Genomic DNA, 15,518 nt, shown 5'->3' with positions numbered 1-15,518 from the left:
AGGAGATTATGGAGCTCACACGGATTACAACTCTGGCTCAACTTGAACAATACCGGGATGATTGGTCGCTCATATTAGAAGAAAATCAGAACACAAATCCGTTTATTGAATTTGTCTGGGTTTATGAATGGTGGAAGCATTTTGGGGATGAATATGATATGCAGATCATGCTCGTCAAAAAGGATGATAGGCCTATAGGATTTGTTCCCTTCATTCACAAAAGACGATGGTTTGGTCATCTGTATTCTTTTATGGCCATCGGTCACGCAAATTATATGGATTTTGTTGTATACAATCATTTGTTACAGGAAGTTATCGAATTTATATTTGATGAACTGATCAAAGAGAAAAGAAATATTGTGTTCTACTTATATGGATTACTTGAAAGTAGTCAAACACCAAGTATTATTGAGGATTATTTACAACAACGAAGTTTAGTTTTTTCACTTCACCGAGTCATCACCCCATTCATTAATTTACAAGATATAAAGCTTGAAGAATACATGGAAAAGAGAAAGAAGCTTCACCGGCTTAATAAAAGAGAAAAGCGGTTACGAGAGAATGGAGAAGTAAAGTTTTCGCGGAGCGCACAAGAAGAAATGGAAACGGTCTTTCAACTACATGACAAACGATGGAAGAAAAAGCGTGACACAAGCGGATTTACGAATGACAAAGATAAAGAATTTTATCGAAGTCTTGTCGGTATTCAAGAAGGCCCAATGCAAACGGAACTCGATGCACTTTACATTAATGACACAATGATTGCTTTCCATTACGGATTCAAATGTCGGGGAAGAGTGCTTTCGTATGTCTTAGGTTTTGATGATAACTTTGAACCGTTTGGCCCGGGAAGAGTACTCGAAAGGGAAAAAATATTGCAATGCAAAAAAGATATGATGACGGTATTTGATTTAAGTATCGGCTATGAACCATACAAATTTGCATTGAATACAAATGTGGATTACACGAGAAAAATGATCTTTTCATCTCCTGCAATGACCGCAAAAATGACACGATCCTTATTATCAATGAAGGAATCATTGATCGAACGACTGAAGAAGAACTATGAATTTGTACTGTTTATCCGAATTACAATCGGTAAGATTCTATTTGTTTTCCGTAACCTATTCAACAAAAAAGAGTCGGCAGGTGCAAGAGGAGAAATACAAGAGTTTTTCATTCGCGTAAAAAAATTCTTATATGAAAAAGAACGTTATTTTGTTTATCGAATGGAGAACAAAGACGTACCTGTAGGAGAAAACGCTAATGACTTTATCGAATTGACGATCAACGACGCGATGAGCAGTCCAGCTATTTCCGAGCAACATTTAGAGGAAATTTGCGAAAAGATGTATCGAGGATATAAGGGGTATTATCCGGCTGGAGATCTAGCATTTGAAGATATAGTTTGGATGAATGATAAGGTACTCCGAATTGGCCCTATTTCCTATAGTGAACGCCTCGGGAGAAAAGCCATTCATTTCAAGAATTGGCATGATGGGAACTTGGAGGCTGCATGCTCCTTTGTCAAGAAAAGCAACAAAGCGAATACAGTGTTTGTAACTGTAAAAGATCATTCGGAAAATGATGCTAGAGTACTCGTAACTGCAGGTTTTTCCAATTGCAAACAAATCTACAAACGAACATTTTTTGGAAATGAAAAGTATGAAATCATTGAATGAAAAATTAGCAGGACAATTCATACTATTGAAAGGGGGAAAGTATGGAGCTCACACGGATTACATCACTGGAACAACTTGAACAGTACCGGAATGATTGGTCGCTCATATTGGAGGAAAATCAAAATACAAACCCATTTGTCGAATTTGTTTGGGTTTATGAATGGTGGAAACATTTTGGCGATGAATACAATGTAGAAATTATGCTCGTAATCCTAGATGAAAAACCGATTGGATTTTTCCCTTTTATCCACAAAACAAGATGGTTTAGTCATACGTATACTTTTATAGCCTTCGGACTTGCAAATTACATGAATTTCGTTGTATACGAACATTTGTTAGACGATGTTATCGAATTCGTATTTGACGAATTGATAAAAGTACAAAAGAATGTTGTGTTTTACTTACATGGATTACTTGAGAGTGACAAGACATCTGATAGTTTAGAAGCTTATGTACAGAAAAGGAAATCTGCTTTTTCAATCCATCGAGTAATTACCCCATACATTCATCTACAAGAAATAGAGCTTGAACAATATAGCGATAAAAGAAAAAGACTCCATCGGATTGACAAAAGGGAAAAGCGATTACGAAAAAATGGAGCAGTGAAGTTTTTACGAAGCAACCCAGAAGAAATGGATTCAGTCTTTCACCTGTTTGAAAAAAGGTGGAAGAAAAGAAGGTCTACAAGTGGATTTACGAGTGACAAAGGTAAAGAGTTTTTTCGAGGTCTTGCCGGTATTCAGGATGGATCGATGCAAACGGAAATTGATGGACTTTACATCAACGACAAGATGATCGCTTTTCAGTATGGTTTCCTTTGCCGGGGAAGATTTGTTGGGTATGTAAAGGGTTATGATGATGATTTCCACGTATTCGGACCTGGAATAATACTTGAAAAGCAAAAGACATTACAATGTATGAAAAATGCAGTGACAATATTTGATTTAAGTATTGGGTATGAACCATCCAAATTCGAATTGAATACAGGTGAAGATTATACAAGAAAAATGATTTTCTCATCTAACTCGTTGATTGGAAAGACTGTTCGTCACTTTTTCACATTGAAAGAATCATTGCTTGAGCGAATGAAGAAAAATTACAGCTTCGTCCTGTTTATCCGCAATACAATTGGGAAGCTGCTTTATGTTAGTAGGAATGTATTCAATACAGAATCTAAAACTATAAAGGAAGAATTAGTCGCGTATTTGACTCGTGTCAAAAAGTATTTATACGAAAGAAAGAAGTACATTGTATATAAGATAGAGAAAAAAGACATTCCAGGTTTATTTGATTCCGGAGATTTTATCGAATTGACGATAGGAGATGCTGTTACTTGTCCTAGTATTGCCAATAGCTATTTGAAGGAAGTTTGTAAAAAGATATTTGCTGGTTACACAGGCTACTACCCCGTAGATTGTTTGTCGATTCATTCAATATTTTGGATGAATGAAAGAGTCATGCGTATCGAAAGCATATCCTATTCAGAAGAACTTCATAAAAAATCTGCATTCATTCAGCATTGGTCGATTGATAATATAGAGAAGATATGCTCATTTGTAAAAAGAAACAACGCGGTGAATACGTTGTATGTGAGTGTGGAAGCTCGTTCAAAATATAAAAGAGCCAAATTGGAAGGTGTAGGATTTACGATAAGCAAATATGTGTTCAAAAGGAGATTCCTTGGTTTTGTACAAGAAATCAGCAAGGATTTTGAATAACATATACCATTACAATAGGTTAGGAGAATTTATATTCAGAAAAAAAAGCATGAGCAAACAAGGCGCAATCATCATCTCGCTTGATTTTGAATTGAATTGGGGCGTACATGATGTTATTTCATTAGAACAGTATCGAGAAAACCTGCTTGGGGTTCGAGAAGCAATACCGCAAATGCTTGAATTATTTCACCGCTTCGATATTCATGCTACTTGGGCAACCGTTGGAATGCTCTTTTGTGAAAATAAAAAAGAGCTGTTGGATAGTTTACCATCGCTCCAGCCAAACTACGAAAACAGTAATTTTTCGCCATATAAAAAACTAAATGTTGTTGGAGAAAATGAGTTAATAGATCCGTTTCATTATGCAAAATCTTTGATAAAGCAAATTGAAAATTATCCGAATCAGGAAATTGCGACCCACACATTTTCGCATTATTATTGTTTAGAAGAAGGACAAAACGAAAAAAGCTTTGAAGCAGATTTACAAGCTGCGTTACGAATAGCTAACTCTAACGGCCATGTCTTTAAATCGATAGTGTTTCCTAGAAACCAGACGAATCAAAGTTATTTACAAGTTTGTAAAAAGTATGGAATTCAATGCTATAGAGGTAATGAACTAGGTTGGCCTTATAGGGCAAGTCGTTACCATAGCGAAGGGATCATGAAACGAGCGCTTAGATTATTGGATAGTTATTTGAATGTTTGCGGACATGATACGTATCGAATTTCGGAAGTTGAGACAAAACCTGTCGTAAATTTGCCTTCTAGCCGATTTTTACGTCCTTACATTGCCAAGTTGAGAATATTGGAGCCTTTGCGTTTACGAAGAATTAAAAAAGGCATAACGTATGCCGCTCAGAAAGGTGAAGTATTTCACCTTTGGTGGCATCCTCATAATTTCGGTAAAAACATCGATGAAAACATTCGGTTTTTGACTGAGATTCTCCAGCTAGTATCAAATTTAAGGAATGAATACGGCTTTGAGAGCCTTAGTATGGCGGAAGCCTCGGACTTAGTATCGAAGGTGAAAAGAGAATGATCAACTTATGTTCCATGAAAAACCTCCATCCGAGATTGAACTGGATGGAGGTTTAGTTTGGAAAATGAATATTTCTGTTAAGACCGGCTCAATAGAGTCGGTCTTTTCTTTCCTGTTTTAAAAACAAGTAAACTGGTCAATCCGATTCAAATCGATTCCGAAATACTCCCATCTGCGCCGGCTTGGTCTCCAGCGGTATCCCGCGACAGACGTACGGCCGACGAATGTAGGGAAGTACCAGAAACCGTTCCGTCTGGAAGTCCAAACAAACGTATACCTGAACAAGCATCCTCTGATTGCGCCTGGGTCGACAGCGAAAAGTGATGGTTGATTACCGCCTGGATAGGACGGTGTGTAGTTCGGCGGTGGGGAAGATGGCGCTTGTTGGCCGCCTTGGCCGCCTTGCCCTGGAAATCCGCCACCCGGAAATCCAGGTCCGCCCTGTCCTGGGAATCCTCCTCCCGGGAATCCTCCGCCCGGGAATCCACCTTGACCAGGAGGAAATCCGCCCTGTCCCGGAGGAAACCCTCCGCCTGGGAATCCAGGTCTGCCTTGCCCAGGAAACCCTCCGCCTGGAAATCCTGGAGAACCGAATGGCAACTGAGCTGCCGAACCTCCATAATTCATGTCGAAATTCTGCATGCCCATGCCGGACATCCAGTCCATGCCGTAGTTCGGCATGCCGGTGCCTGGCATAAATCCTCCCATCCCCTGTCCTTGCATTCCATCAGCCCCCCCTGTATAGCCTTCAGGCAACTGTGGATACCATTGTTCATCCCCGAAATTATTCGTATTCGTCATCATGTCTCTCCCTTCAAGCGATTCCTCCTATCTTATGTAACAATGAAAGAAATGGGTTGGACTCTTGGGTATGAAAACTTTTTTCGTGTATTGGGGTCTAATGTATAGAGGGCAATTGGAGGTGGGGAATTGGCTGAGCAAGAAACTGAGCAAGAAATTGCAAAAAGGGCCATTCATGGAGATGATGAGGCGTTTTTGCAGTTAATCACTTTGAATAAAGAAGCGCTTTTTAGAACAGCACTCGCCTATTTGAAAAACGAAGATGACGCGTTGGACGCTGTACAGGAAGTGACAATGCGCGCCTTTGAGAAAATAAAAACGTTGCGCATGCCGGAATATGCAAAGACATGGCTGATCCGGATTATGATGAATCATTGTAATGACGTCCTTCAAAAAAAGAAGCGTTATGTGTTTGATGAAGGCATGGGTGAATTAAAAGGGATTAGCGATGATTTCACATACATGGAAGTGGAAGAGGCACTTAGTCATTTATCAGAAAAAGATCGGCAATTAGTGCATCTCAAATATCTCCATGATATCAAAATCAAAGACATTGCCGATATGACATCTACGCCTGAAGGAACCGTGAAAACAAGGTTATATAAAGCAGTCAAATCATTACGATCATTTTTCGATGGAAAGGAGGAGGGTCAACTTGCCGGAAGAGGAAAGAAAATTGAAGAAGTGGAAAGAGGAAATTGAGAAGAGGGAAGTCCCTGCGGAACGATTGGACCAAGCTATACAAATCGGGTTCGAAACAGCTAAAAGAAATCGTGAAAATAAAAAACGTGGCTTTTTAAAACGTGGCTTGTGGTCTACAGCTGTAGCTGCCATTCTTATGCTCGTTTTTGTCACATCTATCCGAGTATCTCCTGCCTTTGCAAATGCCGTGTCATCGATTCCAGGATTTTCAGGAATTGTCGAGCTAATCCAAGACAATAAAGGAATTCAAATGGCAATTGAAAATGAGCACTACCAAATTATCGGGACAACAGGCGAAACAGAAGGCGTAAAAGTCACACTCGAAGGCATTATTACCGATGAAACGAGTTTGATCGTCTTTTCAAAAATCGAGAATAATAAAAAGCACCCTGAACGATATTTAAATAGATATCGAATACTCGATACCGACGGGAAGGAAATCCCAAATGATCAATCCTTTGGTACGTCGTGGAACCCCAAAAATGACTTATTAGCGACCAATACGACAGAGATTAAATTTAAGGGTCCAGTGCCGACAGAAGAAATGATTTTGGAGTATCGATTTGCTGATGACATTAGAGATGGTCAAGTAATTGAGACAATTCAAATCCCTTTTAAAGTGGAATTGAAACCCGTGAAAAGAGAACAATATGCAGTTAACAAAACTGTTGTCGTCGATGGACAGAAAATCCACATCCACTCAATCACAATTGGACCAATAAAGACAGCTGTGGAGGTAGAATACGACGCCGAAAATACGAAAAAAATCTTCGGATTCGAAGACTTGCAAATTGTGGATGAAAAAGGTGAGGTATGGAGCGCCATTAAAAACGGATCATCAGCAAGCTGGAGTGAAGATTCCCCTGTTATTAGTTACTTCCTGCAAAGTAATTATTTCAGGGATACGCAACATCTTTACCTCCAGTTCAACAAGCTGATGGCGATGGATAAAGACGAAGCCGAATTGATCATCGACACAGAGACGCAAAAGATCTTAAAGCAGCCAAGGGACGAAAGATTCAACAACTTAAAGATAACTGGCTCGCATTTGGAAATTGAATTGAAAGGCGGAAAAGGGTACTATCATGACCCGTTTTCAACTTTTTATGATGTAGAAGGCAAAGCACTTTCTCCGAAGTCTGGATCCTTTTACCCCGGTGCTGACGATATCAATTACTTTGGACTGGAATTGCCGGACGTGGAATTTAAAAATCCTTTGAAATTTCCATTGCACGCATATCCGTCCTACATTAAAGGCGACGTAAAAATCAAAATCAAGTAGCTTGGATCCACGGATAATTGTTATCCGTGGATTTTTCATTACATCAGCACACTAAAACAACATCACATTACTATAGAACAAATCTTCGTAAAAATCACCAAAATCCTTTTGGCATCGTGTACGATGGACAGTAACAGATGATATTCTCTAGCCGAAAGGATGGTTTGAATGATTGAATTAACCGGATCTACTCTTACACTCGAACAAATGGAAGGTATTTTATATAAAGGGAATAAGGTAGTGTTAAATGCCAATGCATTGGAACGTGTTCAAAAGAGCAGAGAAGCGGTCGATAGGATTGTTCAGAATGACAAGACTGTGTATGGCATCAATACCGGTTTCGGCAAATTCAGCGATGTCAAAATCGACGAAAAGGATACGAAGGCTTTGCAGCTGCACTTGATCCGCTCACATGCATGCGGCGTCGGTGAACATTTTTCTGAAACTGTTTCACGGGCCATGGTCGTTCTGCGGTTGAATGCGCTAATGAAAGGATTCTCAGGAATCCGGGTTGAAGTGCTGGAACGGTTTGCTTTCATGGTGAATAACGGAATTCACCCGGTCATCCCGCAGCAAGGATCACTCGGAGCGTCAGGAGACCTTGCGCCGCTATCCCATTTGGCACTAGTTCTGTTAGGGGAAGGGTTCGTTTGGCGTGATGGGGGGCATATTCCGGCTGAGCGAGTGTGGAGGGAATTCGGGATGGAGCCGATTGTCCTTGAAGCAAAGGAGGGGCTTGCGTTAATTAACGGCACGCAAGCTATGACCGCGCAAGGCGCAGTCAATTACCTGGAGGCGGAAAAACTTGCGTACAGCAGCGAATGGATTGCCGCTATGACAATGGAAGCGTTGCATGGAATTACTGATGCTTTCCATCCCGCCATTCATGAAGCGCGCGGTTATAAAGAGCAAGTGGATGTCGCGTCGAGAATGTTGGATTGGCTAGATGATAGCCAATTGACAACGGTGCAGGGGGAAAAGCGTGTTCAGGACGCTTATTCAATCCGTTGTATTCCGCAAGTCCATGGAGCGAGCTGGCAAGTGCTTTCGTATGTGAAGGAAAAACTGGAGATTGAAATGAATGCGGCAACTGATAATCCGCTCATCTTTGAAGAAGGTGAGGTTGTCGTATCCGGAGGGAATTTCCATGGGCAACCGATCGCATTCGCGATGGACTTCTTGAAAATCGGTGTGGCTGAGCTCGCAAATATTTCCGAGCGCCGCATTGAGCGACTCGTCAATCCGCATTTAAATGAAGGCCTGCCACCTTTCCTTAGTCCACAGCCTGGGCTGCAATCGGGAGCTATGATATTGCAATACTCGGCAGCAAGCCTTGTGTCGGAAAACAAAACGTTGGCGCATCCAGCGTCCGTCGACTCAATTCCTTCATCCGGCAACCAAGAAGATCATGTGTCGATGGGGACAATCGGCTCAAGGCATGCACAGCAAATTATTAAGAATGCCAGAAATGTTTTAGCTATCGAAGCATTATGCGCAATGACCGGCTGCACGTTCCGAGGCGTCGAAAAAATGGCGCCGAAAACACGGAAGGCGTTGGAAGGTCTTCTGCATGTCGTAACCCCAATTGATGAAGACCGGGTTTTTGGACCGGATATTGAAAAGATCGCAGACTACTTGAATATGTGAGCAGCGAAGGTTGAGCGGAAGGTAGGTGAAAACTGACTTTCTGAGTCAGCCTCTTTTGTTGATCAATGGTACAGGGCCGCTCAAAGCAAGTCAGTTCGCGCTCAAAGTGAAGCCCCCTTGCTGCAGTTCTCGTCTAATTGGCAAGTGTTCTCAATCCAAGTTGATAAGTTCTCGATTAATCCAGAAGACTTCTCATTAATCCCCATAAAGTTCTCGTTCCTGCCGGGAAGTTTTCGTTTTTCATGGAAATACTTCTCATTCGTTCAAATCGACTCAACCTGTTCAAACACAAGGCAAAGTTTGCTATCATTGAAGTATTGGAGAAAGTACGTTTACGAGATAAAGATTTGAGGAGGATAACTTAGTGGAGAATAAACCACATATTTTGCTTATAGACGGCATGGCTTTATTATTCAGATCGTTTTTTGCAACGTCCGCAATGGGACATTTCTTTCCGAACGATGATGGAGTCCCGACAAATGGCGTTCAAGGTTTTGCCCGCCATGCTTTGACTGCAGCTTCGATTTTCAATCCAACCCATATGGCGGTCTGCTGGGATATGGGGGCGCATACGTTCAGGAATGATCTTTTCGATGGATATAAAGCGAACCGCCCAGCACCAGCGCCAGAACTCGTACCGCAATTTGATATGACGCGGGAAGTGTCCGAGCTGATCGGTTGGAAGAATTATGGAATTCCAGGAATGGAAGCCGACGATTTGATAGGCTCGCTCGTCTGCGAATGGGAAGGCAAGGCGGATATCACAATCGTCACAGGAGACAAGGATCTTTTACAGCTGCTGCGTCCAGGTGTGCGCATCGCTTTCATGAAGAAAGGCTATAATGTGTACGATATTTATTCGGAAGACCGTTTTGTTGAAGAATACGAGATTGCACCGGAGCGGTTCGTGGAAGTGAAGGCGTTTACGGGAGATGCGAGCGACGGCTATCCGGGTGTAAAAGGGATCGGCCCGAAAACCGCTTTGAAACTCGTAAAGGAATACGGAACGGTTGAAAGTGTCATTGAGTCAATTGGAGAACTAGCTCCAGGCATGAGAAAGAAGATTGAAACGGATATGGATATGCTGCTCTTATCGAAACAACTCGCGCAAATCCATTGCGAGCTCGATTTCAATGACCCGATCGAGCAATTGAGCCTCCCTGATTACTCTGAAGCGAGAGAACACTTGGAGGAAAAGGGCTATTCCATGATTGTCAGACAGTTGAACTCGTTATTTCCGGAGCTGATTGCGTAATCGTTGGCGGTTTATGCGTGAGATTTCCATTTTATGAGCTTTTGAGGGAGTTTATGCGCTTTTAGAAGTGTTTATGGACTTTTGCGAGCAATTATGCGTGTTTGAAGATATTTATGCGCGTTTAAATGTAAACAATCAAAAACCACTGCCTACTTTTCGGCAGTGGTTTTTCTGATCTTTACAAATGAAAGGATGGGCCGGTTAGGTTCATAGGCGATTTCGCGGATGCGGCTTTCACGGTTCCGCCCTCCATTATCGTGGACGAGTAAAATGAGTCCGCCTTCGCATTCCTTGTAGCCGACGACCGGAACCCAATGATAATCGAAAGCATAATTGCCGAACCAATGAAAAGAGAACCATTTATCGAACTTTGCCGCAACTGGCCGTCCTTCATTGATTTCTTCCTTCATTTCTTCAATCCGACACTTTTCAACCCGCCATCGGGAACCTAACAGTTTGCGGAGATTCCGGATGAAACGCCATTTGAACAGGCCAATCCGAGTCCCCCCGAGCATACGGTAGAGATCATTCACTTGGATGCCCGAATCGTGAAAATGATGGCGGAGGATGGTGAAAGCGGTGACCGGACCACATGCGGAAGGTTGGAAACGCTTATCGATATCGTCGCCGTATTGTGACTTTCCTTGAAAACCTTCCACCTGTTTCATTTGCTGATCCCTCCATGAAAAGGATTTACAATGTAACTCTTTTCTCTTTCAGAAGGGTTTTAAGTGCCATTCTGAAATTGATATACGATTCGAATTCCATTTGGACGCCGGCAGCAATGATCTTTCTAACAATTAACGGGTTGAAACCGACTGAAATCGGACGGACATCCATTAGCTTCAACGTATTGTTCAGCATTTGCAGTTCAAGCGCGAGCGAGTCATAATCATGCAGTTCTTTTTCATTCAAATCAGCAGCCGTAAAATCGAAAACGACACAATTCACGCCGCGATTCTCGTCTAGATATTCCAATACAAGTGTACGGATCAGCTCAAATCGTTCCGTTCCGGTATAGCCGACAATTGGCACAAGAATTGTGTCATCGACAATGGAAGAAATGATTGGCACAGATGATTTTTTGATCGTTTGTTCCAAAACTGTGATTCGTTCTTTATATTTTTCTATTTCTTTTTCGTAATCCATTTTGCACCTCAGCATATGCGTTTTCTCTTATTATACGATATACCAACTGAAAAAAGGCATAATAATAGAGGAGTGGGCCAAATCGGCCACTCCTCTACTCATTATTCCTATGATTTTGGAATCAGTTCACAGTTTCAAGAAAATCGGTTACTTGATCCGGAGTTTTTGCATTTGCGCTATGTAAGTGCGCTTTCTTTTCCCCATTTTGGAATATGAGCAAGCTCGGAATTCCCATCACTTCATATTTCTCAGCGATTTCAGGCAACACGTCACGGTCCACGTCATACCATGTATACATATCATAGTCTTTGACGATTGGATCGATGAACATATCCATGCGTGTGCAGTCAGGGCACCAGCCCGCTTGGAATTTGATTAGCGATTTGTTTTCGCTGTTGATGACCTTGTTGAATTCCTCGGCAGTTGTAATTGATTTCATCATGAACACACTCCTTTACTATATATAGTGTACCTTCTTTTTATGAATGAAGATAATAAAATGCCCATAACAATAAATAGGAAATTCATGCATTTCAATATTGCGAAAAAGAAGAGAATGATATAGACTGATAGATATAGATAACGTTTCTATTTTTTTTGCCTGTAAAATGAATGAGTGTTCATTCAAAAGAAAAAGGGAGGCTTCGCAACGTGGCATATCAAATCAAGAAAGCAGCAGTATTAGGTTCAGGTGTAATGGGATCTGGGATTGCAGCCCATCTCGCCAATATCGGCATTCCTGTCCTTCTGCTGGATATCGTTCCAACTAAGCTGACAGAGCAAGAAGAAGCAAAGAACCTTACATTGGAGGATCGGCAAGTCCGCAATAAATTTGCGGCGACAGCTTTGGAGAAACTTTTGAAGCAGAAGCCGGCGCCATTGGCTGCAAAACAGAATCTATCACTTATTGAAGTCGGAAATTTCGAAGACGACTTGGAAAAATTGAATGATGTTGACTGGATCATTGAAGTTATCGTCGAGAATCTGGACATTAAAAAAAGTTTGTATGAAAAAATAGATGCAGTTCGAAAACCAGGTACAATTATCACCTCAAACACATCGGGTATCAGCATTGAAGCGATGGCGGAAGGGCGTTCGGAGGATTTCCAAAAGCATTTCCTTGGCACACACTTCTTCAACCCGCCACGTTATTTGAAATTGCTTGAAGTGATTCCTACTGCGAAAACGGATGAAAGCGTACTCAATTTCATGCTCCAATTCGGAGAGGATCGTTTAGGCAAAGGTGTCGTTATAGCGAAAGACACGCCGAACTTCATTGCCAACAGAATCGGAACGTACGGCCTGCTTGTAACACTTTGTGAAATGGAGAAGCGCGGCTATTCAATCGGGGAAGTCGACTCGGTGACGGGCACGTTGATCGGGCGCCCAAAATCGGCCACTTTCCGTACATTGGATGTAGTCGGTCTGGACACCTTCATGCACGTTGCAAAAAATGCATATGACAAGACGGAAGGCGAAGAGCAGAAAGTGTTCGAACTTCCGGCATTCATGAAGAAAATGATCGACAATGGATGGTTAGGCGCGAAGTCGAAGCAAGGATTCTACCTAAAGGAAGGAAAAGAGATCCTTGAATTAGATCCAGAAACATTCGAATATGGCCCAACGAAGAAATTGAAAACGCCTTCAATTGAGATGGCGAAGCAGCAAAAAGGTCTTGCGAATAAAGTAAAGACACTCGTTTACGCAAAAGATCGAACAGGGGAAATCCTTTGGAGCATCCTTTCACCGACACTCCGTTACTCCGCCGAATTGAATGGGGAAATCGCTGATGATATCGTCGCTATCGACAATGCGATGAAATGGGGCTTCGGCTGGCAGCAAGGACCTTTCGAGATTTGGGATGCGATCGGCGTTGCCAAATCGGTTGAGAAGATGAAGGAAGAGAATGTTGCAATTCCTGCATTTGTTCAAACAATGCTCGATAACGGGTTCGAATCTTTCTATAAGGAAGAAGAGGGTGAAATCTTTTTCTACGACGGTGAAGGCTATCAGCCGGTAACTGTCAATGAAAAAGCGATCAACTTGAAGCTTTATAAGAAAAAACACGGCGTCATCAAAAAGAATTCCGGCGCAAGCCTGATCGACCTCGGCGATGGCATCGCCCTATTGGAATTCCATTCCCAATCGAATGCAATCGGTCTAGACATCATCCAGATGATCAATTTCGCGGTTGATGAAGTGGAGAAGAATTTCAAAGGCCTCGTCATCGGGAACCAAGGGAAGAACTTCTGTGTGGGCGCGAATCTAGCGATGATTTTAATGGAAGCACAGGATGATAATATTTTTGAACTTGATTACACCATCAAAGCTTTCCAAAACGCGATGATGAAAATCAAATATAGCCGGAAGCCGGTCGTTGCGGCGCCATTCCAAATGACGCTTGGCGGCGGGGCGGAAGTTTGCTTGCCGGCTGCACATATCCAAGCTTCGATGGAAACATATATGGGCTTGGTTGAAGTCGGCGTCGGTCTGATCCCTGGTGGGGGCGGCAACGTCAACTTGTACACGAAGCATCTGAAAGGATTGCCGAACGGTGTGCACGTCGATTACCAATACGTAGCGAATAAAGTGTTCGAAACGATTGCCATGGCGAAAGTATCGACATCTGCGGAAGAAGCGAAAGAGAACAACTTCCTAAATTTCGCGGACGGCATTAGCGTCAATCCGGATCACTTGATTTATGACGCGAAGCAGGCAGCGCTGGCATTGTATGAAGCCGGCTATATCCCTCCTAAAAAGGAGAAGATCCCGGTCACAGGAGATTCCGGATATGCAACGATGCTTCTCGGAGCGGAAGGCATGCATCTGTCAGGCTTTATTAGTGACCATGACTTGAAAATAGCGAAGAAGCTCGCATTTGTTTTATCAGGCGGAAAAGTGCCTTATGGAACTCTTGTCGATGAACAATACATGTTGGACCTTGAACGGGAAGCATTCCTGAGTCTCATTCAAGAACCGAAATCCCAACAGCGGATGCAGCATATGCTCCTGAAAGGGAAGCCGCTGCGCAATTGATCTGCATAGATAGCAAAAGGAGGAAGTCGAATGCGTGAAGCAGTAATTGTAGCAGGTGCAAGGACGCCGGTCGGAAAAGCGGGCCGAGGGAGTCTAGCAACTGTTCGCCCGGATGATCTGGGAGCTTTGACAATTAAAGAAACATTGAAACGTGCAAATGGATACGATGGACCAATAGATGACTTGATCATTGGATGTGCAATGCCGGAAGCGGAGCAAGGCATGAACGTCGCCCGCAATATTGGGGCGCTCGCAGGATTGCCTGACACAACGCCGGCAATTACGGTAAACCGATTCTGTTCTTCGGGCCTTCAATCGATCGCATATGCGGCAGAGCGGATCATGCTCGGCCAGTCCGAAGCGATCATCGCTGGCGGCGTCGAGTCGATGAGCATGGTACCGATGATGGGGAATACGATCAGACCGAACTTCAAATTGGCAGAAACGGCTCCCCAATATTATATGGGAATGGGCCATACAGCTGAGCAAGTCGCAGTGAAGTACGGCGTAAGCCGCGAAGACCAAGATGCATTCGCTGTCCGTTCACATGAAAAAGCAGCAGCGGCAATTGAAGCTGGCAAATTTATTGACGAAATCGTTCCTGTGGAAGTAGTGAAACGTTTTGTCGACGGAAACGGCAAGTACCAGGAAAAGACGGTCCTCTTTGAAATGGACGAAGGCGTCCGTACGGGTACCTCAATGGAAGTGTTGGGCAAATTACGCCCGGCATTCTCCGTAAAAGGATCCGTCACTGCCGGAAATGCATCCCAAACATCCGACGGAGCTGCATCCGTCCTCGTCATGGATCGCGAAATTGCCGAAGGGAAAGGCTTGAAACCGATCGCGAAATTCCGTTCATTCGCCGTAGGTGGCGTGCCGCCTGAAGTGATGGGCATCGGACCGATTGAAGCTGTTCCGAAAGCATTGAAACTTGCCGGACTTTCCATCGAGGACATCGACCTATGGGAGCTGAATGAAGCATTCGCATCCCAATCACTGCAAGTCATCCGCCACTTAGGACTGGATATGGATAAAGTCAACGTCAATGGTGGAGCAATCGCCCTAGGCCATCCACTCGGCGCAACAGGGTCCGTCCTGACACTTCGATTGATGAACGAACTAAAACGCCAAGGCAAGCAATTCGGCGTCGTCACAATGTGCATCGGCGGCGGAATGGGCGCAGCCGGAGTATTTGAACTGCTATAAG

Annotated in this window: 13 protein-coding genes; 9 read left to right on the top strand and 4 right to left on the bottom strand. The window is 43.1% G+C overall.

All coding sequences use genetic code 11. The annotated features are described in order from the left end of the window. Window positions 1–8 precede the first annotated feature (8 nt). From M3152_RS16355 to M3152_RS16345, 3 genes are all read left to right on the top strand, one after another. The gene (locus M3152_RS16355) at window positions 9–1,682 is read left to right on the top strand and encodes a GNAT family N-acetyltransferase (RefSeq protein ID WP_251696763.1); all 1,674 of its coding nucleotides are present in this window, start codon (window positions 9–11) and stop codon (window positions 1,680–1,682) included. Window positions 1,683–1,789: 107 nt separating this feature from the next. Beyond that, window positions 1,790–3,400, top strand: a complete 1,611-nt coding sequence (locus tag M3152_RS16350; RefSeq protein WP_251696761.1) for a GNAT family N-acetyltransferase — start codon at window positions 1,790–1,792, stop codon at window positions 3,398–3,400. Next, window positions 3,369–4,439 carry a polysaccharide deacetylase family protein gene (locus M3152_RS16345; protein ID WP_251696759.1) on the top strand — a complete coding sequence of 357 codons (1,071 nt, stop codon included), beginning with the start codon at window positions 3,369–3,371 and terminating at the stop codon, window positions 4,437–4,439. The genes M3152_RS16350 and M3152_RS16345 overlap by 32 nt, the downstream gene beginning before the upstream one ends. A gap of 117 nt (window positions 4,440–4,556) precedes the next feature. On the opposite strand, the gene M3152_RS16340 is transcribed toward M3152_RS16345, so the two are convergent. Beyond that, window positions 4,557–5,240: a hypothetical protein gene (locus tag M3152_RS16340; protein WP_251696757.1), complete on the bottom strand. Its 684-nt coding sequence runs from the start codon at window positions 5,238–5,240 to the stop codon at window positions 4,557–4,559. 129 nt (window positions 5,241–5,369) lie between these two features. On the opposite strand from M3152_RS16340, the gene M3152_RS16335 reads away from it, so the two are divergent. The 4 genes from M3152_RS16335 (at window position 5,370) to M3152_RS16320 (ending at window position 10,126) form a co-directional block, all read left to right on the top strand. Continuing rightward, window positions 5,370–5,942, top strand: coding sequence for a sigma-70 family RNA polymerase sigma factor (locus tag M3152_RS16335; RefSeq protein ID WP_251696755.1), 573 nt, complete (start codon window positions 5,370–5,372; stop codon window positions 5,940–5,942). Further along, complete coding sequence (locus M3152_RS16330; protein WP_251696753.1) at window positions 5,917–7,224, top strand: DUF4179 domain-containing protein; 1,308 nt, start codon at window positions 5,917–5,919, stop codon at window positions 7,222–7,224. The genes M3152_RS16335 and M3152_RS16330 overlap by 26 nt, the downstream gene beginning before the upstream one ends. Window positions 7,225–7,392: 168 nt before the next feature. Continuing rightward, the gene (gene hutH / locus M3152_RS16325) at window positions 7,393–8,871 is read left to right on the top strand and encodes a histidine ammonia-lyase (protein WP_251696752.1); all 1,479 of its coding nucleotides are present in this window, start codon (window positions 7,393–7,395) and stop codon (window positions 8,869–8,871) included. A gap of 364 nt (window positions 8,872–9,235) precedes the next feature. Continuing rightward, entirely contained in the window at window positions 9,236–10,126 is an 891-nt protein-coding gene (locus tag M3152_RS16320; RefSeq protein WP_251696750.1) for a 5'-3' exonuclease, read from the top strand. A gap of 149 nt (window positions 10,127–10,275) precedes the next feature. Here M3152_RS16320 and M3152_RS16315 read toward each other — a convergent pair whose 3' ends face one another. The 3 genes from M3152_RS16315 to M3152_RS16305 all read right to left on the bottom strand — a co-directional run bounded on the left by M3152_RS16315 (window position 10,276) and on the right by M3152_RS16305 (window position 11,714). Next, window positions 10,276–10,794 carry a hypothetical protein gene (locus M3152_RS16315; protein ID WP_251696748.1) on the bottom strand — a complete coding sequence of 173 codons (519 nt, stop codon included), beginning with the start codon at window positions 10,792–10,794 and terminating at the stop codon, window positions 10,276–10,278. Between the two features lie 25 nt (window positions 10,795–10,819). After that, window positions 10,820–11,275 (bottom strand): STAS domain-containing protein, encoded by a 456-nt coding sequence (locus M3152_RS16310; protein ID WP_251696746.1) that lies wholly within the window; start codon window positions 11,273–11,275, stop codon window positions 10,820–10,822. A 121-nt stretch (window positions 11,276–11,396) separates the two neighbouring features. Beyond that, window positions 11,397–11,714 (bottom strand): thioredoxin family protein, encoded by a 318-nt coding sequence (locus tag M3152_RS16305; RefSeq protein ID WP_251696871.1) that lies wholly within the window; start codon window positions 11,712–11,714, stop codon window positions 11,397–11,399. 212 nt (window positions 11,715–11,926) lie between these two features. Here M3152_RS16305 and M3152_RS16300 point away from each other — a divergent pair, with 212 nt between their 5' ends. Then, complete coding sequence (locus M3152_RS16300) at window positions 11,927–14,311, top strand: 3-hydroxyacyl-CoA dehydrogenase/enoyl-CoA hydratase family protein (RefSeq protein ID WP_251696744.1); 2,385 nt, start codon at window positions 11,927–11,929, stop codon at window positions 14,309–14,311. 30 nt (window positions 14,312–14,341) lie between these two features. Further along, window positions 14,342–15,517, top strand: a complete 1,176-nt coding sequence (locus tag M3152_RS16295) for an acetyl-CoA C-acetyltransferase (protein WP_251696742.1) — start codon at window positions 14,342–14,344, stop codon at window positions 15,515–15,517. Window position 15,518: the final 1 nt, after the last annotated feature.

The sequence above is a fragment of the Sporosarcina luteola genome (assembly GCF_023715245.1).
In the GTDB taxonomy this organism is placed as follows: domain Bacteria; phylum Bacillota; class Bacilli; order Bacillales_A; family Planococcaceae; genus Sporosarcina; species Sporosarcina luteola_C.
The sequence above is the reverse complement of the archived record's forward strand: the minus strand, read 5'-3'. Positions and strand labels throughout refer to the sequence as shown.